The sequence below is a fragment of the Pantoea sp. YU22 genome, from assembly GCF_003970755.1.
GTDB classification, from domain to species: Bacteria; Pseudomonadota; Gammaproteobacteria; order Enterobacterales; family Enterobacteriaceae; genus Pantoea; species Pantoea piersonii.
On the sequence record NZ_RYDU01000002.1, the window covers coordinates 136,353 to 162,847 of the forward strand.

Annotated in this window: 21 protein-coding genes; 5 read left to right on the top strand and 16 right to left on the bottom strand. The window is 56.9% G+C overall.

The genetic code is table 11. The features are described 5' to 3' along the window. Window positions 1-201 precede the first annotated feature (201 nt). The 8 genes from carB to ribF all read right to left on the bottom strand — a co-directional run bounded on the left by carB (window position 202) and on the right by ribF (window position 11,770). Entirely contained in the window at window positions 202-3,426 is a 3,225-nt protein-coding gene (gene carB / locus EKL29_RS05055) for a carbamoyl-phosphate synthase large subunit (RefSeq protein ID WP_126689037.1), read from the bottom strand. A 14-nt stretch (window positions 3,427-3,440) separates the two neighbouring features. After that, window positions 3,441-4,589 (bottom strand): glutamine-hydrolyzing carbamoyl-phosphate synthase small subunit, encoded by a 1,149-nt coding sequence (gene carA / locus EKL29_RS05060; RefSeq protein ID WP_126689038.1) that lies wholly within the window; start codon window positions 4,587-4,589, stop codon window positions 3,441-3,443. Between the two features lie 469 nt (window positions 4,590-5,058). Beyond that, window positions 5,059-5,874 carry a 4-hydroxy-tetrahydrodipicolinate reductase gene (dapB, locus tag EKL29_RS05065; protein WP_126689039.1) on the bottom strand — a complete coding sequence of 272 codons (816 nt, stop codon included), beginning with the start codon at window positions 5,872-5,874 and terminating at the stop codon, window positions 5,059-5,061. A gap of 213 nt (window positions 5,875-6,087) precedes the next feature. Continuing rightward, the gene (gene ispH / locus EKL29_RS05070) at window positions 6,088-7,041 is read right to left on the bottom strand and encodes a 4-hydroxy-3-methylbut-2-enyl diphosphate reductase (protein ID WP_120455651.1); all 954 of its coding nucleotides are present in this window, start codon (window positions 7,039-7,041) and stop codon (window positions 6,088-6,090) included. Next, window positions 7,022-7,492 carry an FKBP-type peptidyl-prolyl cis-trans isomerase gene (fkpB, locus tag EKL29_RS05075; protein ID WP_120455649.1) on the bottom strand — a complete coding sequence of 157 codons (471 nt, stop codon included), beginning with the start codon at window positions 7,490-7,492 and terminating at the stop codon, window positions 7,022-7,024. Before fkpB ends, ispH begins: the two co-directional genes overlap by 20 nt. A 3-nt stretch (window positions 7,493-7,495) precedes the next feature. Next, window positions 7,496-7,999, bottom strand: coding sequence for a signal peptidase II (lspA, locus tag EKL29_RS05080; protein WP_120455647.1), 504 nt, complete (start codon window positions 7,997-7,999; stop codon window positions 7,496-7,498). Next, window positions 7,999-10,818: an isoleucine--tRNA ligase gene (ileS, locus tag EKL29_RS05085; protein WP_126689040.1), complete on the bottom strand. Its 2,820-nt coding sequence runs from the start codon at window positions 10,816-10,818 to the stop codon at window positions 7,999-8,001. The genes lspA and ileS overlap by 1 nt, the downstream gene beginning before the upstream one ends. 28 nt (window positions 10,819-10,846) lie before the next feature. Beyond that, entirely contained in the window at window positions 10,847-11,770 is a 924-nt protein-coding gene (gene ribF / locus EKL29_RS05090) for a bifunctional riboflavin kinase/FAD synthetase (protein WP_120455645.1), read from the bottom strand. 318 nt (window positions 11,771-12,088) lie between these two features. On the opposite strand from ribF, the gene rpsT reads away from it, so the two are divergent. Further along, window positions 12,089-12,352 carry a 30S ribosomal protein S20 gene (gene rpsT, locus EKL29_RS05100; protein WP_033749434.1) on the top strand — a complete coding sequence of 88 codons (264 nt, stop codon included), beginning with the start codon at window positions 12,089-12,091 and terminating at the stop codon, window positions 12,350-12,352. Between the two features lie 59 nt (window positions 12,353-12,411). On the opposite strand, the gene nhaA is transcribed toward rpsT, so the two are convergent. The 3 genes from nhaA to dnaK form a co-directional block, all read right to left on the bottom strand. After that, the gene (gene nhaA, locus EKL29_RS05105) at window positions 12,412-13,584 is read right to left on the bottom strand and encodes a Na+/H+ antiporter NhaA (protein WP_120455643.1); all 1,173 of its coding nucleotides are present in this window, start codon (window positions 13,582-13,584) and stop codon (window positions 12,412-12,414) included. A 151-nt stretch (window positions 13,585-13,735) separates the two neighbouring features. Beyond that, window positions 13,736-14,878 carry a molecular chaperone DnaJ gene (dnaJ, locus tag EKL29_RS05110; RefSeq protein ID WP_120455641.1) on the bottom strand — a complete coding sequence of 381 codons (1,143 nt, stop codon included), beginning with the start codon at window positions 14,876-14,878 and terminating at the stop codon, window positions 13,736-13,738. 100 nt (window positions 14,879-14,978) lie between these two features. Next, window positions 14,979-16,892, bottom strand: coding sequence for a molecular chaperone DnaK (gene dnaK, locus EKL29_RS05115; protein WP_120455639.1), 1,914 nt, complete (start codon window positions 16,890-16,892; stop codon window positions 14,979-14,981). Window positions 16,893-17,438: 546 nt separating this feature from the next. Here dnaK and EKL29_RS05120 point away from each other — a divergent pair. Genes EKL29_RS05120 through EKL29_RS05130 form a run of 3 tightly spaced genes read left to right on the top strand, consistent with a single transcriptional unit; the run spans window position 17,439 to window position 19,882 of the window. Further along, window positions 17,439-17,849 (top strand): N-acetyltransferase, encoded by a 411-nt coding sequence (locus tag EKL29_RS05120; protein WP_120455637.1) that lies wholly within the window; start codon window positions 17,439-17,441, stop codon window positions 17,847-17,849. 24 nt (window positions 17,850-17,873) lie between these two features. Further along, window positions 17,874-18,563, top strand: coding sequence for a PAS and helix-turn-helix domain-containing protein (locus tag EKL29_RS05125; protein ID WP_126689041.1), 690 nt, complete (start codon window positions 17,874-17,876; stop codon window positions 18,561-18,563). 20 nt (window positions 18,564-18,583) lie between these two features. Continuing rightward, window positions 18,584-19,882 (top strand): cytosine permease, encoded by a 1,299-nt coding sequence (locus EKL29_RS05130; RefSeq protein ID WP_126689042.1) that lies wholly within the window; start codon window positions 18,584-18,586, stop codon window positions 19,880-19,882. 81 nt (window positions 19,883-19,963) lie between these two features. Here the strand turns inward: EKL29_RS05130 and EKL29_RS05135 are convergent, their stop codons facing one another. From EKL29_RS05135 to tal, 3 genes are all read right to left on the bottom strand, one after another. Further along, a complete protein-coding gene (locus EKL29_RS05135; RefSeq protein ID WP_126689043.1) occupies window positions 19,964-21,265 on the bottom strand; it encodes an MFS transporter in 1,302 nt (433 codons plus the stop codon). A 110-nt stretch (window positions 21,266-21,375) separates the two neighbouring features. Beyond that, a complete protein-coding gene (mog, locus tag EKL29_RS05140; RefSeq protein ID WP_126689044.1) occupies window positions 21,376-21,963 on the bottom strand; it encodes a molybdopterin adenylyltransferase in 588 nt (195 codons plus the stop codon). Between the two features lie 113 nt (window positions 21,964-22,076). Beyond that, window positions 22,077-23,030: a transaldolase gene (gene tal, locus EKL29_RS05145; RefSeq protein WP_126689045.1), complete on the bottom strand. Its 954-nt coding sequence runs from the start codon at window positions 23,028-23,030 to the stop codon at window positions 22,077-22,079. A gap of 208 nt (window positions 23,031-23,238) precedes the next feature. On the opposite strand from tal, the gene yaaA reads away from it, so the two are divergent. After that, window positions 23,239-24,015: a peroxide stress protein YaaA gene (yaaA, locus tag EKL29_RS05150; RefSeq protein WP_120455624.1), complete on the top strand. Its 777-nt coding sequence runs from the start codon at window positions 23,239-23,241 to the stop codon at window positions 24,013-24,015. A 260-nt stretch (window positions 24,016-24,275) separates the two neighbouring features. Here yaaA and thrC read toward each other — a convergent pair whose 3' ends face one another. Together thrC and thrB are read right to left on the bottom strand one after the other, a co-directional pair. Continuing rightward, window positions 24,276-25,562, bottom strand: a complete 1,287-nt coding sequence (gene thrC / locus EKL29_RS05155; protein WP_120455622.1) for a threonine synthase — start codon at window positions 25,560-25,562, stop codon at window positions 24,276-24,278. Window positions 25,563-25,565: 3 nt separating this feature from the next. Next, window positions 25,566-26,495: a homoserine kinase gene (thrB, locus tag EKL29_RS05160; protein WP_120455902.1), complete on the bottom strand. Its 930-nt coding sequence runs from the start codon at window positions 26,493-26,495 to the stop codon at window positions 25,566-25,568.

Genomic DNA, 26,495 nt, shown 5'->3' on the forward strand with positions numbered 1-26,495 from the left:
GGCGAAATATTACGCTGAGCCGATGCGCTTTCGCTTTATAAATTTGTGCGATTTTATCTGAAAATGTCAGCAATAGCACCATGCGCTAAGCCTAAAGACAAATAAGCAAAACTTTAATCGTTTATAGTTATTTATTATCAAATTTGGTGATAAAAAAATAAAAAAAACGGCCCAAAAGGGCCGTTTAATTATGAACGGAAATTAACCGTTAATAAGCGCGTGCATTTCCTGAACAGAAATCACTTTTTCCGTGGGATCCGCATTCAGCGACATCGCCGTGGCGAAGCCGCCATTCAACGTAGTGTCATAGTGCACTTTATACTGCAGCGCGCTGCGACGAATGACGCGTGAATCTTCAATCGCCTGACGGCCAGCGGTCGTGTTAACGATATAGGTATATTCGCCGTTCTTCAGGCGATCCTGAATATGCGGTCGCCCTTCGTGCACCTTATTCACCAGACGTGGATTAATGCCCGCTTCGCCCAGCACCACTGCAGTGCCGTGGGTGGCGTCCAGTTCAAACCCTAACTTCAGCAGCTTAGCCGCCAGATCGACGATGCGCTTCTTGTCGCCTTCACGTACCGACAGCAGCGCGCGGCCGCTCTTCTTCATATTGCTCTGCGCACCCAGCATCGCTTTAGAGAAGGCTTCGGCAAAGGTACGTCCAACGCCCATCACCTCGCCGGTGGAACGCATTTCCGGGCCGAGAATCGGATCCACGCCCTGGAATTTGTTGAACGGCAGCACCACCTCTTTCACTGAGTAGTAGGGCGGGATCACCTCTTTCGTGACGCCCTGCTCGGCCAGCGTTTTGCCCGCCATCACGCGTGCCGCTACTTTCGCCAGCGGTACGCCGGTAGCTTTGGAGACGAACGGCACGGTACGCGCGGCGCGTGGGTTGACCTCAATCAGGTAAACCTCGTTGTCCTTCACCGCGAACTGCACGTTCATCAGGCCGCGCACGTTGAGCTCAAAGGCCAGACGCTCAACCTGCTGGCGCATGACGTTCTGAATCTCCTCGCTCAGCGTGTAGGCTGGCAGCGAACAGGCGGAGTCGCCTGAGTGCACACCCGCCTGCTCAATGTGCTCCATGATGCCGCCGATCAGCACGCGCTCACCGTCGCAGATGGCGTCGACGTCGACTTCCACTGCATCATCCAGGAAGCGGTCCAGCAGTACCGGTGCGTCGTTGGAAACAGAGACGGCGGTCTGGAAGTAGCGCTTGAGGTCGATCTCGTCGTAGACAATTTCCATCGCGCGGCCGCCCAGCACATATGAAGGACGCACCACCAGCGGATAGCCTATGCTGGCCGCTTTCTCAACGGCCTGCTCCAGCGTAGTGACGGTGGCGTTGGCCGGCTGCTTCAGATTCAGGCGATCAACTGCCTGCTGGAAGCGCTCGCGATCTTCGGCACGGTCGATAGCGTCCGGGCTGGTGCCGATAACCGGCACGCCCGCCGCTTCCAGCGCACGCGCCAGCTTCAGCGGCGTCTGGCCGCCGTACTGCACGATCACGCCTTTCGGCTGCTCGATGCGCACGATTTCCAGCACGTCTTCCAGCGTTACCGGCTCAAAGTAGAGACGGTCAGAGGTGTCATAGTCAGTTGAAACCGTTTCCGGGTTGCAGTTCACCATAATGGTTTCGAACCCGTCTTCGCGCAGCGCCAGCGCGGCGTGCACGCAGCAGTAGTCGAACTCAATTCCCTGGCCGATACGGTTGGGACCGCCGCCCAGCACCATAATCTTGTCACGGTCCTGGTTGGGGTTCGCCTCGCACTCCTCTTCATAAGTAGAGTACATATAGGCGGTATCGGTCGCGAACTCCGCCGCGCAGGTATCGACACGCTTATAGACCGGATGCAGATTGAACTGCTGACGCAGCTTGCGGATCTCGCCTTCCGAGACGCCCGCCAGCGTCGCCAGTCGCGCATCGGCAAAGCCTTTGCGCTTCAGCGCGCGCAGGAACGGCTGGCTCAGGCTGTTGACGCCTTCGCGCGCCACCTGCTCTTCCAGACGTACCAGCTCCTCGATTTGCACCAGGAACCAGCGATCGATATTGGTCAGATTAAAGACGCCGTCGACCGACATACCGGCACGGAACGCATCGGCGATGTACCAGATACGCTCGGCGCCAGCGTCCTTGAGCTCGCGACGAATGCGGGTCAGCGCGTCGGCGTCATCAAGGTGCACTTTCGGATCAAAGCCGTTTGCGCCCACTTCCAGACCGCGCAGCGCTTTCTGCATCGACTCCTGGAAGGTACGACCAATCGCCATCACCTCGCCCACTGATTTCATCTGCGTAGTCAGACGGTCGTTAGCGCCAGCGAATTTCTCGAAGTTAAAGCGTGGAATCTTCGTCACGACGTAGTCGATAGAGGGTTCGAACGACGCTGGCGTCAGGCCGCCGGTAATATCGTTCATCAGCTCGTCAAGCGTGAAGCCGACCGCCAGCTTGGCCGCTACTTTGGCAATCGGGAAGCCGGTCGCTTTAGAGGCGAGCGCCGAGGAGCGCGAGACGCGCGGGTTCATTTCGATAACAATCAGACGGCCATTCTTCGGGTTAACCGAGAACTGCACGTTGGAGCCGCCGGTCTCTACGCCGATTTCACGCAGTACCGCCAGCGAGGCGTTACGCATGATCTGGTACTCTTTATCGGTCAGCGTCTGCGCTGGCGCGACGGTAATAGAGTCGCCGGTGTGAATGCCCATGGCGTCGAAGTTTTCGATAGAGCAGACAATGATGCAGTTGTCGTTTTTGTCGCGCACCACTTCCATCTCATACTCTTTCCAGCCAATCAGCGACTCATCGATCAGCAGTTCATTAGTAGGCGAGAGATCCAGACCGCGCTCGCAAATCTCTTCAAACTCTTCGCGGTTGTAGGCGATGCCGCCGCCGGTGCCGCCCATGGTGAACGAGGGACGGATAATACACGGGAAGCCAACATCTTCAGCGACCTTCAGCGCCTCTTCCATGGTATGGGCGATACCTGACCGCGCGGTTTCCAGGCCGATAGCTTTCATCGCCTTATCGAAGCGCTGCCGATCTTCCGCCTTGTCGATTGCGTCTGCCGTCGCGCCAATCATGGTCACGCCGAACTCTTCCAGCACGCCTTGGCGTTCCAGCTCAAGCGCGCAGTTCAGCGCGGTCTGGCCGCCCATGGTCGGCAGCACCGCGTCCGGGCGCTCTTTTTCAATAATTTTGCGTACGACTTCCCAGTGAATCGGCTCGATATAGGTCGCATCGGCCATTTCCGGGTCGGTCATAATGGTCGCCGGGTTGGAGTTCACCAGAATAACGCGGTAGCCCTCTTCGCGCAGCGCCTTACATGCCTGCGCGCCAGAGTAGTCAAATTCACAGGCCTGGCCGATGACGATTGGGCCAGCGCCAAGGATCAGGATGGATTTTATATCAGTACGTTTTGGCATCTTCGGGCTCCTGATTACCTGGCTTTCGAACGGTAGGCTTCGATCAGTTCAATAAAGTGGTCAAACAACGGCGCTGCATCATGCGGGCCGGGGCTCGCTTCCGGGTGTCCCTGGAAGCTGAACGCCGGTTTGTCAGTGCGGTGAATGCCCTGCACCGTTTTGTCGAACAGCGAAATATGCGTCACGCGCAGGTTCGCAGGCAGGCTGGCGTCATCAACGGCGAAGCCATGGTTTTGCGCGGTGATCATGACGCTGTTGTTGTCGAGATCCTGCACCGGATGGTTGCCGCCGTGGTGGCCAAGCTTCATTTTCACGGTTTTCGCACCGCTCGCCAGCGCCAGCAGCTGATGGCCAAGGCAGATGCCGAACACCGGGACTTCGGTTTCAAGGAAAGTTTTAATCGCGCTGATGGCGTAATCGCACGGCTCCGGATCGCCCGGTCCGTTAGAGAGGAAAATGCCGTCTGGATTAAGCTTCAGCACTTCATCGGCTGGCGTCTGCGCCGGCACAACCGTCAGGCGGCAGCCGCGATCCACCAGCATGCGAAAGATATTGAATTTAACGCCGTAATCGTAAGCGACGACATGATACGGCAGCGCCTCTGCGCTCTGCGGTTGCGGCAGCCCATCTTCCAGCGTCCATGAACCCTGCTGCCAGCTGTAAGTTTCCGCCGTTGTGACCTCTTTCGCCAGATCCATCCCTTTCAGACCCGGGAACGCCTGGGCTTTCTGCAGCGCCAGCGCGGCGTCCGGGTTATCGCCCGCGATAATGCAGCCGTTTTGCGCCCCTTTTTCGCGCAGCAGGCGCGTCAGCTTGCGGGTGTCGATATCGGCAATAGCGACGATGTTATTGCGCTGCAGGTAAGCTGACAGGCTCTCTTCACTGCGGAAGTTGCTGACAAGCAGCGGCAGGTCGCGAATAACCAGGCCTTGTGCGTGAATTTGGGTGGACTCTGCGTCGGCGGCGTTAACGCCAACATTGCCGATATGGGGATAAGTGAGGGTGACGATCTGGCGGGAATAGGAGGGATCAGTGAGTATTTCTTGATAACCGGTCATTGACGTATTGAAAACGACCTCCCCCACTGCCGATCCCGTTGCCCCTATGGCCCGACCGTGGAATTGGGTTCCGTCTTCCAGAACCAAGAGCGCTGACTTAATCAAAACATCCTCCAGGGAATAAACAGTCACAATATTTGCATATTAATTCAAAATTTGGCCCTGAATCAAGGCAAAAACCGCCTGAATGGTCGATTTTTGGCAAATTGCGCGCATTCTAATGATCGCCCTGCTGATTGTCTACCCTGAACAGCGATTTTTTTACCCTTTTCGGGTCACTGAATGTTAAAACGCGACATAAGGCGTGAAAAAGAGAGATTAACAGGCGGAATAATCGGTTGCCTGACCAAAAAAAGATAAACCGGGTGCCTGAAGCCTCTTTTTTTTGACCATTTGGTCAAAATTGTTCTTTTTACAGACCGAAGAGAAGGGAAAAATCTTAATTTACAGAGAAAGGATTAAAAAAAGCATAGTAAAGCTTATTTTATAACAAAATTAAGGGCGATAAAAATATCGCCCTTTACAATCAATAGATTACAGATTGAAATAACCACATCACGAGGGTACAAATCAATTACAACATCGATAAATCCAGCACATCTCGCATATCATAAACCCCGTTTTTGCGCTCTTTAAGCCACAATGCCGCCTTAACCGCCCCATTTGCAAAGGTCATACGGCTGGAAGCCTTGTGGGTTATCTCTACGCGCTCGCCAGTATCAGCAAACATTGCGGTATGTTCACCGACGATATCGCCCGCGCGCACTGTGGCGAAGCCGATAGTCTGCGGTTTACGTTCGCCGGTATGGCCTTCGCGCGCGTAAACAGCGTGATCTTTCAAATCCCAGCTCATGGCGTCAGCAATGGCTTCACCCATCGCCAGCGCAGTGCCGGAAGGGGCATCGACTTTATGACGATGGTGCGCTTCGATGATTTCGATATCAGCGTAGTCGCCCATGACCTTCGCCGCTTTCTCCAGCAGCTTAAGCACCAGATTTACGCCGACGCTGAAGTTGGCGGCAAACACGATAGCGATATCAGCGGAAGCCGCCTGGATGGCGGCTTTGCCCGCCTCGTCAAAACCGGTTGTGCCGATTACCATCGCCTTGTTGTATTCGCGGCACAGCGCCAGATAGTGGAGCGTGCCTTCAGGGCGAGTGAAATCCACCAGCACGTCGAAATCATCCATTACGCTGCGTAAATCATCCGTGATGATGACGCCGTTTTTGCCCACTCCGGCCAGTTCGCCAGCGTCGCTGCCTGCCAGCGAAGAGCCTGGGCGTACCAGCGCTGCGCCCAGCTCGACGCCTTCTGTCTGGTGCGTCGCTTCAATCAGGTTGCGCCCCATACGGCCAGACGCGCCTACGACGGCAATGCGGTAATTACTCATATTTATTCATTCCTGATACAAATTTATGCATGCAAAGCGTTATCAGGTTAACGGTCAGTTAACAGACACGCCACTATTAACAGGGGATAATAAGAATTTCAGGGTAGCGCTTACCGATTATCAGTAAAAGCAATTCCGTTGAAGGGACGGCGACGTTTAGCCAATAAAAAAGGCCGAACAGAGTCGGCCTTTCAGCAAGCGGATACCCGTGCGTTACTGCACGTTGCGTACTTCGACGCGCAGCTCTTTGGGTACTTCAAACACGATGTTCTCTTCACGTCCGATCAGTTCGATCACCGCCTCGCCGCCCAGCTCGCGCAGACGCTGGATCACCTGCTGCACCAGAACATCCGGCGCGGATGCCCCAGCCGTCACGCCGATGCACTCTACGCCTTTTACCCACTCTTCCTGAATATCGTCCGCGGAATCGATGAGCTTCGCCAGCTTGCCGGCGCGCTGCGCCAGTTCCGCCAGGCGATTAGAGTTTGAGGAGTTCTTCGATCCGACCACCAGCACCACTTCCGCATCGCGTGCCAGCACGCGCACCGCTTCCTGACGGTTGGTGGTGGCGTAGCAGATATCATCCTTGCGCGGGCCGATAATCGCCGGAAAACGGGTGCGCAGCGCATCGATCACATCAGAGGTGTCATCAACCGACAGTGTGGTCTGCGTCATAAAGCAGAGATTGCTCTCATCCTTTACCTGCAGCTTAAACACATCTTCCGGCGACTCCACCAGATACATGCCGCCGTTAGGGTTGCTGTACTGGCCCATGGTGCCTTCCACTTCCGGGTGGCCCGCATGGCCGATCAGGATCGCTTCCACGCCTTTGCGGCTGGCGCGCGCGACCTCCATATGAACCTTGGTCACCAGCGGACAGGTGGCGTCGAACAGCATCGTCAAACTGCGCGCCTTCGCTTCCGCGCGAACCGCCTGCGAGACGCCGTGCGCGGAAAAAATCAGTATGGCGTTATCCGGCACTTCGCTGATCTCTTCAATAAAGATCGCGCCGCGCTCGCGCAGGCTGTTTACCACGTAGCGGTTATGCACCACTTCATGACGCACATAAATCGGCGCGCCGTACATCTCCAGCGCACGCTCGACGATGCTGATGGCGCGATCGACGCCAGCGCAGAAGCCGCGCGGGTTAGCCAGCAGGATTTGCATCGTTTGCCTCCAGTACCGGATCGACTTCCAGCACGTCGATATCGAAATGAACCTGATGACCGGCCAGCGGATGATTGAAATCCACCGTAATGGAATCGCCGGAAATATCGCGGATCACGCCAGGCATTTCACTGCCGCCCATGCCGGTAAAGAGCATAATGGCGCCGATTTCCGGCTCGCCCGCATTAATGAAATCGCGGCGCGAAAAGTACTGGATCAGATCGGGGCTGACGGTGCCGAAAGCCGCTTCCGGCTCCAGCGTAAAGGCGTGCTTGTCTCCCGCCTTCAGTCCCAGCAGCTCCTGCTCCAGCGCAGCGGAAAGGCTGCCGTCGCCCAGACGGAACAGCGCCGGTTTGCCGGAAGCGGAGGTCGACTCCGCAACAGAGCCGTCCTCCAGCTTCAGCGTGAAATGCAGCAGCACTGCGCTGTCGCGCTGTACAGAGACTGTCATGGCTTACCCTTGTTTTGCCTGTTTGCCGGAGGGGCTGAAAAAGCCCTCCAGCACCACTAACGCGGCGCCGATACAGATGCCGCAGTCAGCGATATTAAAGGTGGCGAAGTGCCAGTCACCAATATAGAAGTCGATAAAGTCGACGACAAATCCGTGATAAGCACGATCGAACAGGTTGCCTGCCGCACCGCCGATAATCAGCGCGTAGGCGATATTAACGATTTTCTGGCTGGCGCGGCTGCGGTACATCATCACCAGCAAGGCCACCACGATAGCGATGGCGATGCCAGCGAAGAACCAGCGCTGCCAGCCGCCTTTATCCGCCAGGAAGCTGAACGCCGCACCGTAGTTGTGCGCGTAGAACAGGTTGAGGAACGGCATCAGCGGCTGCGTTTCATGCAGCATCATGTTGTTCATCACCCACTGTTTGCTGGCGAAATCGACCAGGATCACCGCCAGCACCAGCCATACCCAGCGTAAGCCGGTTGAGAGAATAGGTTTACGCATCAGGCAAATTTACGCTCTTCGCCGTTACCGGCCAGGTTGGTATAACAACGACCGCACACGGCAAGATGCTCCGCGTTCTGGCCGACGTCCGTAGTGTAATGCCAGCAGCGCGGGCACTTCTCGCCTTCTGCTTTGTGCAGCGCGATTTTCAGACCTTTTACCAGTTCGCTTTGCTGCGCTTCTTCGCTGGCCAGCGCGTAATCCGCCACCGTCGCGCCCGACGTCAGCAGCACAAAGCGCAGCTCGTCGCCCAGCGCCTGCAGCTTCGCCGCCAGCGCCGCATCGGCATAGAGCGTGACGGTCGCTTCCAGCGCGCCGCCGATACGCTTGTCGCTGCGCGCCTGCTCGATCGCCTTGTTGACTTCACCGCGCACTTTCAGCAGCTCCGCCCAGTAGGCATCGTTCAGCACTTCATCCTGCGACAGACCAAACAGGCCCTCATACCACTCCTCTGTGAAGACGTACTGCGCGCGTTTGCCCGGCAGATAGCCCCAGATTTCATCAGCGGTAAAGGACATGATCGGCGCCATCCAGCGCACCAGCGCCTCAACGATGTGCCACAGCGCAGTCTGACAGCTGCGGCGCGCCAGGCTGTCGCCTTTCGCGGTGTACTGGCGATCCTTGATGATATCCAGATAGAAAGAACCCATCTCTACCGAGCAGAACTGCATCAGGCGCTGGATAACTTCATGGAAGTCGTAGTTTTCGTAAGAAGCGACAATATCCGCCTGCGCAGCCTGCGCGCGGCCAACCGCCCAGCGATCCAGCACCACCATCTCTTCCGGTTTAACCATATCGGTCTCTGGGTTGAAACCGTTAAGGTTCGCCAGCAGGAAGCGCGCGGTGTTACGGATACGACGATAGGCGTCGGCGGAGCGTTTCAGGATCTCGTCGGAGACCGCCATCTCGCCGGAATAGTCGGTAGAGGCGACCCACAGACGCAGAATATCCGCGCCCAGTTTGTTCATCACGTCCTGCGGCGATACGGTGTTGCCGATCGACTTGGACATCTTGCGGCCCTGACCATCCACGGTAAAGCCGTGGGTCAGTACCTGACGATAAGGCGCTTTGCCCTTCATCGCGGTAGAGATCATCAGCGATGACATAAACCAGCCGCGATGCTGGTCGGAGCCTTCCAGATACATGTCGGCAGAGTGGCCGCCAAATTCCGGACGCGCGTCGACGACGGCATAGCTGGTAGAGCCGGAGTCGAACCAGACGTCCAGCGTATCCGGCACCTTCACATAGTTGTCGGCGTCGTCGCCCATCAGGTCGCGCGGATCGAGATCCCACCACGCCTGAATGCCATCCTGCTCAACGCGCTGCGCGACTTTCTCCATCAGCGCCAGCGTATCGGGATGCAGCTGCTCGGTCTCTTTATGCACGAACAGCGCCATCGGCACGCCCCAGGTGCGCTGACGAGAGATACACCAGTCAGGACGGTTCGCTACCATCGCTTCGATGCGCGCCTGACCCCAGTCCGGGATCCACTGAACGCCTTTGATCTCTTTCAGCGACTGCGCGCGCAGCCCTTTCTGATCCATGCTGATAAACCACTGCGGCGTCGCACGGAAGATAATCGGCGTTTTATGACGCCAGCAGTGCGGGTAGCTGTGCAGCAGCTTTTCCACATGCAGCAGCGCGCCTTTCTCTTTCAGCAGCTCGACGATGACGTCGTTAGCCTTGAATACATTCAGGCCGTCGAGCGTCGGATAGGTGCCTGGCAGATAGGTGCCGTCCGGACCCACCGGATTCGCTACCTCGATGCCATATTTCTGGCCGATGACATAGTCGTCCGGACCGTGGCCCGGTGCGGTATGCACGGCGCCGGTACCGGCGTCGAGCGTCACGTGCTCGCCCAGCACCACCGGCGACTGGATGTTCACCAGGAAAGGATGCTGGAAGGTGAGACGCTCCAGCGCCGCGCCCTTGCATTCGCCCAGCACGGTCCACTCGGTGACGCCTGCGCGCTTCAGCACGCTCTCAGTCAGCTCTTTCGCAAGGATCAGCGCGCGCCCGTCGATCTGCACCAGCTGATAATCGAACTCCGGATGCAGCGAGATGGCGCGGTTAGCCGGCATGGTCCAGGGCGTGGTGGTCCAGATCACCAGCGAGATCGGGCCGTTCACCGGCGCGTCGCCAAATTTAGCGCGTACCGCGTCGCGATCCACCGCGTTGAACATCACATCGATAGAAGGCGAGGTTTTGTCATAGTATTCGACTTCCGCTTCCGCCAGCGCAGAACGGCAGTCCAGACACCAGTGCACCGGCTTGGCGCCTTTATGCAGATGGCCGTTGCCGATGATCTTGCCCAGCGCGCGAATGATGTTGGCTTCGGTCTGGAAGTTCATCGTCAGGTAAGGACGCTCCCAGTCACCCAGCACGCCGAGGCGGATAAAGTCCGCTTTCTGCCCTTCTACCTGCTCAGCGGCGTACTTGCGACACGCTTCGCGGAATTCGGCTGGCGTCACTTTCTCGCCCGGCTTACCGATCATCTGCTCGACCTTATGTTCGATCGGCAGACCGTGGCAGTCCCAGCCCGGCACGTAAGGCGAATCGAAGCCCGCCATGCCTTTCGACTTAACGATAATGTCTTTCAGAATCTTGTTAACTGAGTGACCAATATGAATGCTGCCGTTCGCATAGGGAGGGCCGTCATGCAGGATAAAGGTTTTTTTCCCTTTTTTGGCTTCGCGGATGATGCCGTACAGGTTGTCATCATACCAGCGTTGCAGCATTCCCGGCTCGCGTTTGGCAAGATCGCCGCGCATCGGGAACCCCGTTTCGGGCAAATTCAGGGTAGATTTATAGTCACTCATCAGATTCTCGTTTCCGTATTTTGCGGGGTTAAAGCCCAAAGAAGCGCCGGGCGGTTACCACATCTTTCGCAATTTGTTCTTTCAACGCCTCCAGTGAGGCAAAGCGCTGCTCGTTACGTATCTTATGCTTCAGCACCACATCAATGTGCTTTCCGTACAGATTGATATTGATGTCAAGCAGGTGAACTTCAAGCTGCTGACGCAATCCTTTTACCGTTGGACGCGTGCCGATATTAGCGACGCCGGGAACGGGCGCGCCCAGGCCGAGCACCTCCACCGCATAAACGCCTTTCACCGGCGAGACAACGCGGCGTAACGGGATATTCGCGGTGGGAAAACCGATGGTGCGTCCCAGTGCATCGCCGTGCACGACGCGGCCAGAGATACTGAAAGGATGGCCCAGCAGCGTTTGCGCCAGCGCTAAATCGTCATCGGCCAGCGCCTGACGCACGGCGGTGCTGCTGATGCGCTTGCCGCCGTCGCAGAAGGTTTCGGTGCTGACGACATCAAAGCCGTATTCGGCACCGGCCTTCTGTAATAACAGGAAATCGCCCTGACGACCAGCGCCAAAGCGGAAATCATCCCCCACCGCCAGGTACCTGACGCCCAGCTTATCCACCAGCAGATCGGTGATAAAACACTGCGCCGACTGCGCGGCGAAGCGACGGTCAAAGCGTACGCAGAGCACGCGATCGACGCCCGCCTCCGCCAGGAATTTCAGCTTCTCCCGCAGGCGCGTCAGACGCGCCGGCGCTTTGTCTCCGGCAAACAGTTCAAGCGGCTGCGGCTCAAACAGCATCACCATCACCGGGAGCTGGCGTTTTCGTCCCTCTTCGCACAGGCGCGCCATCAGCGCCTGATGGCCGCGATGCACGCCGTCGAAGTTACCAATGGTCAGGACGCAGCCGCGATGCTGCTCGTTTAAATTATGAATACCGCGGATAAACTTCATGGCTGACTCAAACCGGTGGAAATCGGCGGATTATACCCTTGAAACCGGCGAAGGTTAACCCGTCAACGCCACCTTTCCTGGGCAGAACGCGCCATTTCTCCGGGGCTGGCGCGCGTCGCCCTCTCCTCAGAGAATTTTGTTGGGAAAGGCTGTATTCAGGGAGGGGAAGCTGGTAGAATCTTGCGCCATCAATTACGTAACCGGGCGTGGTTTGTAAAACGACGCTTATTTGCACAAATCCATTGACAAAAGAAGGCTCAAAAGGCATAGTCCTCGGCCTTTGATTTGTCCATATAGAACACATTTGGGAGTTGGACCTTGGCTAATATCAAATCAGCTAAGAAACGCGCCGTAACATCTGAAAAACGTCGCAAGCATAACGCGAGCCGTCGTTCTATGATGCGTACTTTCGTTAAGAAAGTATACGCGGCGATCGCAGCTGGCGACAAAGCTGCTGCGCAGAACGCATTTAACGAAATGCAACCGATCGTGGACCGTCAGGCTGCTAAAGGTCTGATCCACAAAAACAAAGCTGCACGTCATAAAGCTAACCTGACTGCTCAGATCAACAAAATGGCGTAAGCCTTTGTTTATCGCTTTGTAAAAAGAACCGGCGCTTAGCCGGTTTTTTTTCGTCTCAATTAAGCGGCACGTTGCGCCAGACGCAGCCTCAGAATCAGATAGCCCGCTACCGCCGACAGAATCGACCCCAGCAAAATACCCAGCTTCGCCAGCGTGATCAGCTGCGGATTGCTCTCGCCATAGGCCAGCGAGGCGATAAAAATCGACATAGTAAAACCGATGCCGCACAGCACGCCGACCGCGGCGATATCCGCGAGATGGGTGTTTTTCGGCAGCGATGCCAGCCTGAATTTTACCGCCAGCCAGCAGAAGAGCGTAATGCCTGCGGGTTTGCCAATCAGCAGTCCCGCCATAATCCCCAACGGCAGCAGCGAGAAGATATCCCCTGCGTGAACGCCATCCAGCGACACGCCCGCGTTGGCGAAGGCGAACAGCGGCAGGATCAGCCAGCGCACCCAGGGATGCAGCGCATGCTCAAGATGAATAGCGGGTGAGTGTCCCTCCTCCTTTTTCAGCGGAATCAGGAAGCCCACCACGACGCCCGCCAGCGTCGCATGAACGCCTGACTTCAGCACGGCGGTCCACAGCACCATACCGACCAGCAGATAGAGCCCGGTATTGCGCACGTTGAGCAAATTCATCGCCGCCAGCACCACAATCGCCAGCGCAGCGACGCCCAGCGCCGTCATCGACATATCGCTGGTGTAGAAGAGCGCAATAATCACAATCGCGCCGAGATCGTCGATAATCGCCAGCGCCATCAGAAAGATTTTCAGCGCTGGCGGCACGCGGCTGCCCAGCAGCGCGAGGATGCCCAGCGCAAAAGCGATATCGGTGGCGGTAGGAATCGCCCAGCCGCTGCGCGTGGCCTCATCCGCGCCGTTAAACGCCAGAAACAGCAGGCCCGGCACCAGCATGCCGCCCAGCGCGGCAATCAGCGGAAAAACCGCCTGCTCGCGCTTCGCCAGCGCGCCCATCACCAGTTCGCGCTTCACTTCTAAGCCGACCATCAGAAAGAAGAGCGCCATCAGCGCGTCATTGATCCACAGCAGCAGGTTCTTGCTGATATCGAGCGAGCCAAAGCGAAACTCTACCGGCACGGCCAGCAGGTTTTGATAAGCCTGCTGCGTAGCGGCGTTATTCGCCAGAAACATCGCCAGCGCAGCCGCCAGGATCAGCACGACGCCGCTGGTGGCGTCATTATTAAGCAATTTTTTAAGCCCGATATTCACAAATCATCCTTCCCAGAAAATAAAAAACGTACAGAGTCATAATAATAACAGGTTGTAATCGCGGTTTATTATCAGGCGTGGGTTAATCGCGTAACGACGGGCAAAAAAAAGCCAGCGACAGAGCGCTGGCTTCATTTTCACTGAGTGCGGTTTAGCGGGTCAGGTCGTCAAAAAACTTCTTCACGCCGTCGAAAAAGCTTTTTGAACGCGGGCTGTTGTTCTCGCCGGTCGGACCGCCGAAGCTCTCTTCCAGATCGCGCAGCAGCTTTTTCTGTTTTTCATTCAGATTGACTGGCGTTTCCACCACGACACGACACAGCAGATCGCCGACCGCGCCGCCGCGTACCGATTTCACCCCTTTGCCGCGCATACGGAACAGCTTGCCGGTCTGGGTTTCAGCCGGTACTTTCAGCTTCACGCGGCCATCCAGCGTCGGTACTTCGATTTCGCCGCCCAGCGCCGCCATAGCAAAGTTAATCGGCACTTCGCAGTAAAGGTTATTATCTTCACGCTCGAAGATCGGGTGTTTCTTCACCGAAACCTGAACGTAGAGATCGCCTGCTGGCGCGCCCTGCTCTCCTGCTTCGCCTTCGCCGCTCAGACGAATGCGGTCGCCGGTATCGACGCCTGCGGGGATTTTCACCGACAGGGTTTTCGACTTCTCGACGCGGCCGTGGCCATGACAGGCGTTGCACGGATCTTTAATCACCGAACCGCGGCCGTGACAGGTCGGACAGGCCTGCTGTACGGTAAAGAAGCCCTGACGCATCTGCACCTGGCCTGCGCCATGACAGGTCGGACAGGTTTGCGGCTGAGAGCCCGCTTTCGCCCCGCTGCCGTGGCAAACGTCACACTCCTGCAGCGTCGGGATGCGGATCTCTTTGGTCACGCCGCGCACCGCTTCTTCCAGCGTCAGCTCCATGTTGTAGCGTAAATCGGCGCCGCGCGCTGCGCGCTGACGACGACCGCCGCCAAAGATGTCGCCGAAGACGTCGCCAAAGATATCGCTGAAGTCCGCGCCGCCGCCGAAGCCGCCGCCACCGAATCCACCGCCGCCCATACCGCCCTGTTCAAACGCCGCATGACCGTACTGATCGTATGCCGCGCGCTTCTGCGCGTCGGTCAGGATTTCGTAGGCTTCCTTGACCTCTTTAAATTTGGCTTCAGCCTCTTTATCACCCGGATTGCGATCGGGGTGAAACTTCATCGCCAGGCGTTTGTACGCCTTTTTAATTTCACGTTCGTCCGCGGATTTGGAGACGCCTAAAATCTCGTAGTAGTCACTCTTCGCCATTTTTAGCCCTTAACATGCTCGCACGGGCGTGGAGAGAACTCCTACGCCCGTGCTGGTTTCAACGGCTGTCAGGCCAACCGTCGCGCCCGGTCAGGGGCAATTATTTTTTGTTGTCTTTCACTTCTTCGAATTCAGCGTCGACCACGTCGTCGTCTTTCTTCGCAGAAGCGTCGGCTGCATCCGCGCCGCCCGCCTGTGCCTGCTGCTGCGCCGCTTCCATCAGCTTGCTGGAAACCTGCATCAGCGCCTGCATCTTAGCGTCGATCGCCTCTTTGTCTTCGCCTTTCAGTGCCGTTTCCAGCTCGCTCAGCGCGGACTCGATTGGCGCTTTATCGTCGGCGGAGAGTTTATCGCCCGCTTCTTCCAGCTGCTTACGCGTGCTGTGCGCAATCTGGTCGCCCTGGTTACGGGTCTGTACCAGCTCTTCGAACTTACGATCCGATTCAGCGTTCGCTTCTGCATCGCGAACCATTTTTTCGATCTCATCCTCGTTCAGGCCGGAAGAGGCTTTGATGGTGATCTTCTGCTCTTTACCGCTGTTCTTGTCTTTGGCTGAGACGTGCAGGATGCCGTCCGCATCGATATCGAAGGTTACTTCGATCTGCGGCATACCACGCGGTGCCGGCTGAATGCCGTCCAGGTTGAACTGGCCCAGCGATTTGTTATCGCTTGAACGCTTACGCTCGCCCTGCAGCACGTGAATGGTCACGGCAGACTGGTTATCTTCAGCCGTTGAGAACACCTGGCTGTGTTTGGTCGGAATCGTGGTGTTCTTGCTGATCAGCGAAGTCATCACGCCGCCCATGGTTTCGATACCCAGCGACAGCGGGGTTACGTCCAGCAGCAGTACGTCTTTTACGTCGCCCGCCAGCACGCCGCCCTGTACCGCAGCGCCTACGGCGACCGCTTCATCCGGGTTAACGTCTTTACGCGGCTCTTTACCGAAGAACTCCGCCACTTTAGCCTGTACCATCGGCATACGCGTCTGACCACCGACCAGGATGACGTCGTTGATGTCGGAAACAGAGAGTCCCGCATCCTGCAGCGCCACTTTCAGCGGTTCGATAGAACGGCTGACCAGATCTTCTACCAGCGACTCCAGCTTAGCGCGGGTCACTTTGATGTTCAGGTGTTTCGGGCCCGTTGCGTCCGCCGTGATGTACGGCAGGTTAACGTCGGTCTGCTGCGCGGAAGAGAGCTCGATTTTCGCTTTCTCTGCGGCTTCTTTCAGACGCTGCATTGCCAGCGGATCGTTGTGCAGATCGATGCCCTGATCTTTCTTGAATTCCGCTACCAGATAGTTGATCAGACGGCTGTCGAAGTCTTCACCACCCAGGTGGGTATCACCGTTGGTCGCCAGCACTTCGAAGGTTTTTTCACCGTCGACTTCGTCGATTTCGATAATAGAGATATCGAACGTACCGCCGCCCAGGTCGTATACCGCGATGGTGCGGTTGCCCTGACCTTTATCCAGGCCGTAGGCCAGCGCCGCTGCGGTCGGTTCGTTGATAATGCGTTTTACTTCCAGACCGGCGATACGGCCGGCGTCTTTTGTCGCCTGACGCTGCGCATCGTTAAAGTAGGCCGGAACGGTAATAACGGCTTCGGTGACCGGCTCGCCAAGATAATCTTCTGCGGTCTTTTTCATTTTTTTCAGCACTTCCGCAGAGATCTGCGGCGGCGCCATTTTCTGACCTTTTACTTCCAGCCAGGCATCGCCATTGTCGGAAGAGGTAATTTTGTACGGCATGATTTTGATATCACGCTGCACTTCTTCGTCCTGGAAACGACGGCCGATCAGACGCTTGATAGCGAACAGCGTGTTCTGCGGGTTGGTCACCGCCTGACGTTTAGCCGGTTGGCCCACCAGAGTTTCGCCATCCTGCGTATAAGCAATAATTGAAGGCGTGGTGCGATCGCCTTCGGCATTCTCCAGTACGCGCGCTTTCGTGCCGTCCATGATCGCAACACAAGAGTTGGTTGTACCCAGGTCAATACCAATAATCTTACCCATCTAAACGTCTCCCACTTAAATTCTTTGTCAATTTGGGTTGTGACCCCTTAATGCGGTCGCTTTGTTGGCTTTCAACCGCCGTGACTCGCTTTTTTTCCGGGCTCACAACGCTCGATGACAACTAAATGGGGCCGCTTCGAAGCGCATCAAGGGTTAAAAGAAAATTTTTTTTCAGACCAGCCTTTTCTGAGCCGCGCGCAGTCCGTACGTTGCTGAAGCAAAGAAAAAGGCCGCGCAAAGCGCGGCCTTGTGAACGCAGTGTTGAGCAAGTGCGGTGTGGAGCGGTCAGGCCAGCACAGGACTGACAAAAATATATTATCGTTATTATCGCAAAACTAAATTACTTGTCGATTTTCCCTGATGTCAGCGAATATGCGGATGCCATATCCATCAAACAACTGCCGCTATCATAATATCAGACCTTTTATTCCGCAGGGGTAATATTAGCCCTTGCGTCCGACTGAGCCACATGGTAATAATGAAAATTCCGGAAGTTTTCCATCCCTCCTGTCTCTATTCATATTTCTATCATATGGGCATTATTATATGGAAATAAAGATCGGCCATATTGAGGACCGTCAGACCGAAGAATATATTATTCAGCAGCTCTGGCAGCATAATAGCCGCTTCGCCGACGTTAATATGAAGCCGCTGAACGTTATATTGTACGATGACGATCAACATATTAAGGGCGGCCTGCTGGCTCACACCTGGTTCGGCACGCTGGATATTCACTATTTATGGATAGATGAGGCTCATCGCCAGCACGGCACAGGGCGTCAGCTGATGCAAAAAGCCGAAGAAGAGGCGCGCAGCCGCGGCTGCCATATGGCTGTGGTGGATACCTTAAGCTTTCAGGCGCGCGGATTTTATGAAAAGCTCGGCTATCGCGTCTATGGCGAACAGGATGGCTATGCGCAGCGCTTTGCCCGTTATTATCTGGCAAAAAGATTATAACCCGCACTTAATCAGCGAGGCGCTATGGGCAGCCCATATCGCAGTATCGACGATTTTCTTGCCGCCTTTGCCACTACCATGGATCTATTACCCACGCCATGGGGGTTTAAAGATGCAGCGTCGCAGCATCTATATATGAATAGCGCGGCGAGGTTATATACCGCCACGCCGAAAAACTATTCATTAGAGGGCAAAAAAGATAATGAGTTTCCCACGCCCTGGAGCGACTGCGCTGATGAATTTTGTGAGCATGATGAAAAAGCCAGAGCGCTGAACACCGGCGTTGCGGTTATAGAAACCCATTACTGGTATGGCAAAAACTATCTCACACCTTTTATCAGCGAAAAATATCCGGTATTCGATAGCCGCAACGTTTTCCTGGGCTGCATCTGGAATGCACGACCGCTGGAGAGCATCACCGCGCTGACGTTTATTCATCCGCAAAAGGCCTCTGTGCTGACGACGCAGCTCGAACACCCTCTTTTTACCCCTGCCGAACTGGATGTGATCTTTCTGCTGCTCAGGCGATTCAGTGCCAAAGAGATCGCCAGGATTTACAACCTCAGCGTGAAGACCATCGGCAATCGCATCGCCACCCTTTACCAAAAGGCGGGCGTGCACTCGCTGCAACAGTTCGAGCAGTACTGCCGCGCTGAGTCGCTGGAGAACTATCTGCCAGAGAAACTGCTCAGTAAAGGCGTCTCTTTTATTTAAACCGGCAAGGAAAACCTGTTGTGAGTAAATTTGATGACTACCCGTTGAGCCGGGTGCCTGCGGGCGAAAGGCTCTCGCTGCTTAGCGTCGCCATTGTGCATATGGGCATGCTGACCGCGCTCGATCAGTTTATGCTCGGTGCCGTGCTGGGCAACAGCATGACGCTCGGCGAAGCCTTCACCGCCATCACTCTGGCAAGCCTGCTGTTTGGCTTTCTGACTTTCGCGCTCGGCTATGCCGGGATGCGCGAAGGCTTATCAGGCACTCTGCTGGCACGCTGGTGCGGCTTCGGCCGCCACGGCTCGGTCCTGATCGGACTACTGGTCGCCGTCAGCCTGCTGGGCTGGTTTGGCATCCAGAATGCGGTTTTCGCCCGCTCGCTAAGCTACGCCCTGGGGGACAAACTGAGCTTCGCGCAGTCCGCCTCCTTGTCAGGCGCAGTACTGACCCTGCTGGTCGCCTTTGGCTTTAAAGCGTTGCGCTTTACCGCGCGCGTGGCGGTGCCGCTGTTTATCGCGCTGGTTGGCTGGATTTTCTGGCACGCGTTCCACGGTGAAACGGGAAGCGGCATACCGTCGGTCGCCGCGACGGAGACCATTACGGTGAGCGCCGCCATTACCATGGTGATTGGCGGCGCCATTCTCGCCAGCCTGATGACCCCGGATCTGACGCGTTTCTCACGCAGCGGCAAAGACGTTTTCGCCATCACGCTGTTGACCATCCTCGCAGGCGAGTATGGCGTTAACGGGCTGGCTATCCTGATAGCGAAAGAGCTGCATACCTCCGACATTATTGCCATTATTACCCAGACCACCAGCACGCTGGGGCTGTTCGCGGTGGTCTTCTCAACCCTGCGCATTAACGACCTTAACCTCTACTCCTCGGCGCTGGGCATCGCCAACGCTACGGAAGGGCTGACCGGCTTTAAACCGCGCTACAGCGTGATTACGCTGCTGCTGGGCTTCCTTGGCACGCTCTGCTCCGTGCTGGGTATTCTCGATCGCTTCGTGGATTTTCTTGAGCTGCTGGGCGTGGTCTTCCCGCCGGTGCTGGGCGTAATGATTGTCGATTACTATCTGCTGAAAACCGATCGCCAGACGCTGGCGCAGAGCCGCGACAGCAATGCGCTGCCGCCGACTTCTCGGCTCATCGGCTGGCCTGCGCTGATCGCCAGCGTCGCAGGCAGCGCCGCCGGGCTGCTGGTTGAGCGCGGCGTGCCGGTTTTCAATTCGATTATCGTTGCCTGCCTCGTTTATCTGCTGACCGCGCCGCTGATGAAGCGCGCGGCGGTTACGCCGAAAGAGAGAGCCGCCGAATAAGCGCGTAACGCGCCTGGAGACAGGCGCGTTAATTTATCGCTAAGGCATTAGCTGCGGGTCGCGTACTGCGGCTATTACTGACTACAGATGCGTTTCACTCGCCAGCGCGCCCTGCCGTCCGGCACTGTGCAGCCACAGCCCGATAATCAGCCCGGTCAGCGCCAGCGCCAGCACATACCAGGCAGGCGCCAGCGGCGTCAGCCGCAGGATCAGCGTCACGAAGATCGGCGTCAGACCGCCAAAGATGGCGTAGGCGACGTTATAGGAGAATGAGATACCGGTGAAGCGCACCGCCGCAGGAAAGGCGCGCACCATCAAAAAGGGCACCACGCCCACTACACCGACGCTCAGCCCCGCCAGCCCATAGCTAAAGAAGAGGCCGTTGGCACCCGGCGTCTGGCTGGCAAAGAAGTGCCAGCTACAGACCGCCAGCAGCAGCGAGCCGCCTGTCAGGGTTTTCGCCGCGCCTATCCAGTCCACCAGCCATCCGGCGATTATGCAGCCCACCAGCAGCATCACCGTCGCCAGGCAGTTAGCCTGCAGACTCAGCGCGGCGCTGATGCCGTGCTGTTTCTGCATCAGCGCAGGCGCCATCAGGATCACCACCACAATACAGGCGGAGAGCATCCAGGTGAGCAGCATAGAGAGCAGAACGCTACCTTTATGGCGGGTCAGCACGGTTTTCAGCGGCAGCGTATCAGCCAGCATTTTGCGCTGTTGCATCTGCTGAAAGACCGGCGTCTCATGCAGCCAGCGGCGCAGATACATCGCCAGCAGCCCAAACAGACCGCCAAGAAAAAAAGGAATGCGCCAGCCGATACTGGCGACCATCTGCGGCGTCATGCTGCTGTTGATAGCGGTCGCGACCAGCGATCCCAGCAGGATGCCCATTGTCAGCCCGGCGGTCAGCGTGCCACAGGCGAAACCGATGCGTTTTTCCGGCACGTGCTCCGCCACAAACACCCAGGCGCCCGGCACTTCGCCGCCAATAGCCGCTCCCTGCAACAGGCGCAGCAGCAACATCAGCAGCGGCGCGATAATGCCCGCCGAGTCATAGGTAGGCAGCACGCCCATCGCCAGCGTGGGCAGCGCCATCAGCAGGATGCTCAGGCTGAACATTTTCTTGCGCCCGACCTTGTCGCCGAAATGCGCCATAATCAGACCGCCCAGCGGACGCGCCAGATAGCCAGCAGCGAAGATCGCAAAGGTTTGCAGCTGGCGCAGCCAGTCAGGAATGTCAGGCGGAAAAAAGAGTTCGCCGATAACCGCGGCGAAAAAGACAAAAATAATAAAGTCGTAGAACTCCAGCGCGCCACCGAGCGCGGCCAGCGACAACGTTTTATAATCCTGAGCGTTCAGGCGATGAGCAGCTTGTGAATCCATAAGCGTACCGGTTCCAGAGGTAAAAGAGGAATTGTAAACCCAGGCTTACTATACCGTTCATCTTTCACCACACCAGCGCCGCCAGAGGCTATGCCTGAAATGACGAATATTTAGTTATTTATCTCTCGTATCGCGCTTTTAGGGCGAAAAGCTGCTACCACATTGCGATGCGTATCAACGTAGGGACCCTCCAGCAGCTGTAAACAATAAGGTACAGCAGCAAAAATACCCGGCACTTTTACCTTGCCGTCGGCATCCTTCACCCCTTCCAGCGTCTCTTTAATCGACTTCGGCTGTCCCGGCAGGTTAAGCACCAGCGACTGTTTACGGATCACGCCGACCTGACGCGACAAAATAGCAGTAGGCACGAACTGCAGGCTAATCTGGCGCATCTGTTCGCCGAAACCAGGCATCTCGCGATCGGCGACCGCCAGCGTCGCGTCGGGCGTCACATCGCGGCGCGCCGGACCGGTGCCGCCGGTGGTCAGCACCAGATGACAGAAACGCTCATCCACCAGCTCGCAGATCGCCTGCTCAATCAGCGGCTGCTCATCCGGCACCAGCCGGGTTTCGGTGGTAAAAGGGGTCGCCAGCGCGCTGCTGAGCCAGGCTTCCAGCGCGGGAATGCCCTGATCCTGATAAATGCCATTCGCGGCGCGATCGGAAACGGAGATCAGGCCAATGCGTAAAGTATCCATGAATGTGTTACCCGGGTTGACCGCAAAGCGGTGAAAAGAGAGGAATAGCAGGAAGAATAATAGAAAGTGGCGCAAAGAGAAAACCGTGGCGGCCTGGCCGCCACGGCAAAAGATTACAGCAGGTCGGCGATCATTTTCTCAAGCTTGCCCTGATCGACGGCGAAATTACGGATACCTTCCGCCAGCTTCGCAACCGCCATCGGGTCCTGGTTATGCTGCCACAGGAACTCAGATTCGGTCATTCTCGCCGGACGCGCTTTGACTTCGCCGCTGTAGCTCAGCTTACGCTCGACCGTACCTTCGCTCTCCGCCAGCTCTTTCAGCAGCGCCGGGGAGATGGTCAGACGATCGCAGCCCGCCAGTTCCAGGATCTCGCCTGTGTTACGGAAGCTCGCGCCCATCACCACGGTTTCATAACCGTGCTGCTTGTAGTAGCTGTAGATTTCAGACACTGACACCACGCCTGGATCTTCATGCGGCGCGTACTCTTTCTTGTCGGTGTTATTTTTGTACCAGTCGAGAATACGGCCGACGAACGGCGAAATCAGGAAGACGCCCGCTTCCGCACAGGCGCGCGCCTGAGCGAAGGAGAAGAGCAGCGTCAGGTTACAGTTGATGCCCTCTTTTTCCAGCTGCTCCGCTGCGCGGATACCCTGCCAGGTCGACGCCAGTTTGATCAGGATACGGTCGTTGCTGATGCCCGCATCGTTGTAGAGTTTAATCAGGCTGCGCGCTTTGGCGATGCTACCTTCGGTGTCGTAAGAGAGACGCGCATCGACTTCAGTCGAGATACGGCCGGGGATCAGCTTGAGGATTTCCAGACCAATGTTGACGGCCAGCTTATCCGACACCAGCGAAATCAGCTCATCTTTGCTGCCGTTCTGCTCGCGCGCCCAGCTAATCGCTTCGTCAATCAGCTTGCGGTATTCCGGGATTTGCGCGGCGTTAAGGATCAAAGAAGGGTTAGTAGTGGCGTCTTGCGGCTGGTAGAGCTTCATTGCTGCGATATCGCCGGTGTCAGCGACAACGGTGGTGAGTTGACGCAAGGAGGTCAGTTTGTCCGTCATGTCTCTTGTCTCTTGTGTAATGTCAGGGTGAAAAAGGCTGTTGCGATAATATCATGCGGCAACCGAGGCGCAAGGTCGCCAGATGCCGTTTACGATAGCGCTAACGAATGGCTGTGATTTGCCTGTCGCTGCGGCTTTTTTGTTACACTCGGCAGCCTGATAATTAACAGTTTCCCTGTCATGACAAGGGATAACCGAGGAAGCGACTATGTTAATGGTGATCTCACCCGCCAAAACGCTCGATTTTACCAGCCCGCTGGCGACCCAGCGTTTTACCCAGCCTGCGCTGTTAGAAAAATCACAACAGCTGATTGAGGTGGCGCGCGATCTCTCACCGGCGCAGATCGCTTCGCTTATGGGCATCAGCGACAAGCTGGCGCATCTGAACGCTGAACGTTTCAACAGCTGGCAGCCTGATTTCACGCCGGAAAATGCGCGCCAGGCCATTCTGGCGTTTAAAGGCGACGTCTATACCGGTCTGCAGGCGGAGAGCTTCAGCGAAGCGGATTTCGACTTTGCTCAGCAGCATCTGCGCATGCTGTCTGGCTTATATGGCGTGCTGCGCCCGCTCGATCTTATGCAGCCCTACCGCCTGGAGATGGGTATTAAGCTGGCCAGTCCGGCAGGCAAAGATCTCTACAGCTTCTGGGGCGATCTGCTGACGGAAAATCTCAACGCCGCGCTGCAGCAACAGGGCGACGACGTGCTGATTAACCTGGCGTCAGATGAATATTTCCGGGCGATTAAGCCGAAGCAGCTAAAAGGCCGTCTGGTGAAGCCGGTCTTCCTCGACGAAAAGAATGGCGCGTTTAAGGTGATCAGCTTTTACGCTAAAAAGGCGCGCGGGCTGATGAGCCGCTACGTGATCCAGCATCGCTTAACCACACCCGACGCGCTGAAAGCGTTCGATGTAGATGGCTATTTTTTCGATGAAGCCAGCAGCAGCGAGAACGAACTGGTCTTTAAACGCTACGAGCAAAAGTAAAGTGTTCTGGCTGCGCTTCAGCCAGAATAATTAACAGTCAGAATTGCCGGTGTTAGCCACTCTCTATAGGGCGTACCAGGTTTAGTCGCTGGCGTTCAGCGCGCAGTCTATTCAGACGAGTGAGCGGATCGAGGCAGGAAAAGCCCGCAGCAGCGCGACCTTTAACCTTGTTTATAACTAAGCAGGAATGCAGCGCGCCGGTTTATGCCCGCAAAAGCCGGGTAAACCGGCGCGCTTAACAGCAGGCGCGCCGTCAGCCGTTACGCCTTCAGAAGGAACGCCCGCAGCGGCGCGAAATCAGCCTGCATACTGTGCGACAGCAGCGGCAGCCCGGCGCGATCCGCCAGCTCCTGCGGCAGCGGCAGCGCCTGGCCCAGAATCGCCTCTACGCTCTCCTTAAATTTCGCCGGATGCGCCGTACCGAGGAACAGACCAAACTCCCCTTCCTGCAGCTGATCGCGCAGCAGGCGATAGGCGATAGCCGCATGCGGCTCGGAGATATAGCCGATCTCCGCCAGCTCGCGCATCGTCGCTTCGGTCGTTTCGTCGCTCACCGCGCCGTAGGCGAGATCGGTCAGACGCCAGGTCTTACGGCGGAACAGCTCCTCCACGCGCGGCCAGTTATTCGGCTGGCTGACATCCATGGCGTTCGACAGGGTGGCGACCGTCGCGTTCGGCGTCCAGCTGCCGCCCTGCAGAAAGCGCGGCACGGTGTCGTTAGCGTTGGTGGCGGCGATAAAGCGCTTAATCGGCAGACCCAGCGATTTCGCCAGCAGGCCTGCGGTAAGATCGCCGAAGTTGCCGCTCGGCACCGACACCACCAGCTGGTTGCGTTTCTCCTGCGGCAGCTGCGCGACCGCTTCGAAGTAGTAGCAGATCTGCGCCAGCAGGCGGCTGATGTTAATGGAGTTAGCGGAGTTCAGGCCAATCGCTTTTTTCAGCTCTTCATCGTCGAACGCCTGCTTAACCAGCGCCTGGCAGGCGTCGAAATCGCCGTCGATGGCGATGGTTTCGATATTGCCGCCCAGCGTGCAGAACAGTTTTTCCTGCAGCGGGCTGATTTTGCCCTGCGGGTAGAGGATCACCACGCGCACGTTTTCCATACCGTAAAAGGCGTGCGCCACTGCCGCGCCGGTGTCGCCGGAGGTCGCGGTCAGGATGGTAATTTGCTCGTCCGCGCCTGACACGTAAGAGAGCATCTGCGCCATAAAACGGCCGCCGAAATCTTTAAACGCCAGCGTCGGGCCGTGGAACAGCTCAAGGCAGGAGATATCTTCGCTGACTTTCGCCACTGGCGCGGGAAACGCAAAAGCGGTTTTTACACGTTCGGCCAACTGATGCGGCGCGATTTCATCGCCGATATAGGCGGAGAGAATCTTACTGCTGCGGCTGACAAAATCCATTTCCAGCATCGCGTCGATATCGGTCAGCTCGAATTCCGGCAGCTCAAGCGGGAAGAACAGCCCCTGCTGTGAGCCCAGGCCCTGTTTCACCGCCTGCGAAAAGCTCACCTGCTCGTTATGATCCTTAAGGTTGTAGAGTTTCATGCGTTATCCCAGTTTACGTGCGCCAGCCGTATCAAGACGGCAAATATGGACGAAGCCTTCATCATTCTGCAGATAGTGCTGGCGCAGCCAGTCTGCCATCCGCTGCGCCGTTTCCATCTGATTGCAAACGGCGAAAAGCGTGGGGCCGGAACCGGAGATGCCGCAGGCCAGCGCGCCGATATCGGCGGCAGCCAGCCGCGCCTCGGCAAAGCCCGGCAGCAGCTTGGTGCGGTAAGGTTCGGCGATCACATCCTGCATCAGTTTAGCGGCCAGCAGCGGCTGACCGCTATGGCAGGCATGAATAAAGCCGGCCAGCAGGCGGCCATGTTTAATCACATCCTCTTTGCGATACTGCGCGGGCAGAATCGCGCGCGCTTCGGCAGTAGAAACCTTAATGCCCGGATAGGCCATTACCCACAGCCAGTCGTCGAATCCCGGCACAGACTGGCTGATGATGCCATTCTCTTCCAGCATCAGTTGAATGCCGCCGAGGAAGCATGGCGCCACGTTGTCATAGTGCACGCTGCCGGAAATCCGCCCTTCCAGCTCGCCCATCAGCGCCAGCAGCTGGGTGTCGCTGAGCGGTTTGCCGCAAAACTCGTTCATTGCCATCAGACCGGCCACTACCGAACAGGCGCTGGAGCCGAGGCCAGAGCCGATCGGCATATTTTTCTCCAGCGTCATCGCCACCGGCACCTCGTCGCCGATCGCCTCGCAGAAACGCTGCCAGCACTGATAGACGATATTCTCTTTGGGATCGTCCGGCAGTTTGCTGACGAAGCGTCCGCTGTTCTGCAACGAAAAGCGCTGCGCGGCTTCCACCGTGACGCAGTCGCCCAGCAGCGACCCATCCACCGGCGACACCGCCGCGCCCAGCACATCAAAGCCGACGCTGACGTTGCCAATCGAGGCCGGTGCGTAAATTTTTACCAT

Bases quoted from the DNA above. Each gene is read 5' to 3' on its own strand.
- carB (WP_126689037.1), bottom strand. From the start codon at position 3,426: ATGCCAAAACGTACTGATATAAAATCCATCCTGATCCTTGGCGCTGGC.
- dapB (WP_126689039.1), bottom strand. From the start codon at position 5,874: ATGAGTAATTACCGCATTGCCGTCGTAGGCGCGTCTGGCCGTATGGGG.
- ispH (WP_120455651.1), bottom strand. From the start codon at position 7,041: ATGCAAATCCTGCTGGCTAACCCGCGCGGCTTCTGCGCTGGCGTCGAT.
- fkpB (WP_120455649.1), bottom strand. From the start codon at position 7,492: ATGACAGTCTCTGTACAGCGCGACAGCGCAGTGCTGCTGCATTTCACG.
- lspA (WP_120455647.1), bottom strand. From the start codon at position 7,999: ATGCGTAAACCTATTCTCTCAACCGGCTTACGCTGGGTATGGCTGGTG.
- ileS (WP_126689040.1), bottom strand. From the start codon at position 10,818: ATGAGTGACTATAAATCTACCCTGAATTTGCCCGAAACGGGGTTCCCG.
- ribF (WP_120455645.1), bottom strand. From the start codon at position 11,770: ATGAAGTTTATCCGCGGTATTCATAATTTAAACGAGCAGCATCGCGGC.
- dnaJ (WP_120455641.1), bottom strand. From the start codon at position 14,878: ATGGCGAAGAGTGACTACTACGAGATTTTAGGCGTCTCCAAATCCGCG.
- dnaK (WP_120455639.1), bottom strand. From the start codon at position 16,892: ATGGGTAAGATTATTGGTATTGACCTGGGTACAACCAACTCTTGTGTT.
- EKL29_RS05120 (WP_120455637.1), top strand. From the start codon at position 17,439: ATGGAAATAAAGATCGGCCATATTGAGGACCGTCAGACCGAAGAATAT.
- EKL29_RS05125 (WP_126689041.1), top strand. From the start codon at position 17,874: ATGGGCAGCCCATATCGCAGTATCGACGATTTTCTTGCCGCCTTTGCC.
- EKL29_RS05135 (WP_126689043.1), bottom strand. From the start codon at position 21,265: ATGGATTCACAAGCTGCTCATCGCCTGAACGCTCAGGATTATAAAACG.
- mog (WP_126689044.1), bottom strand. From the start codon at position 21,963: ATGGATACTTTACGCATTGGCCTGATCTCCGTTTCCGATCGCGCCGCG.
- tal (WP_126689045.1), bottom strand. From the start codon at position 23,030: ATGACGGACAAACTGACCTCCTTGCGTCAACTCACCACCGTTGTCGCT.
- yaaA (WP_120455624.1), top strand. From the start codon at position 23,239: ATGTTAATGGTGATCTCACCCGCCAAAACGCTCGATTTTACCAGCCCG.
- thrC (WP_120455622.1), bottom strand. From the start codon at position 25,562: ATGAAACTCTACAACCTTAAGGATCATAACGAGCAGGTGAGCTTTTCG.
- thrB (WP_120455902.1), bottom strand. From the start codon at position 26,495: ATGGTAAAAATTTACGCACCGGCCTCGATTGGCAACGTCAGCGTCGGC.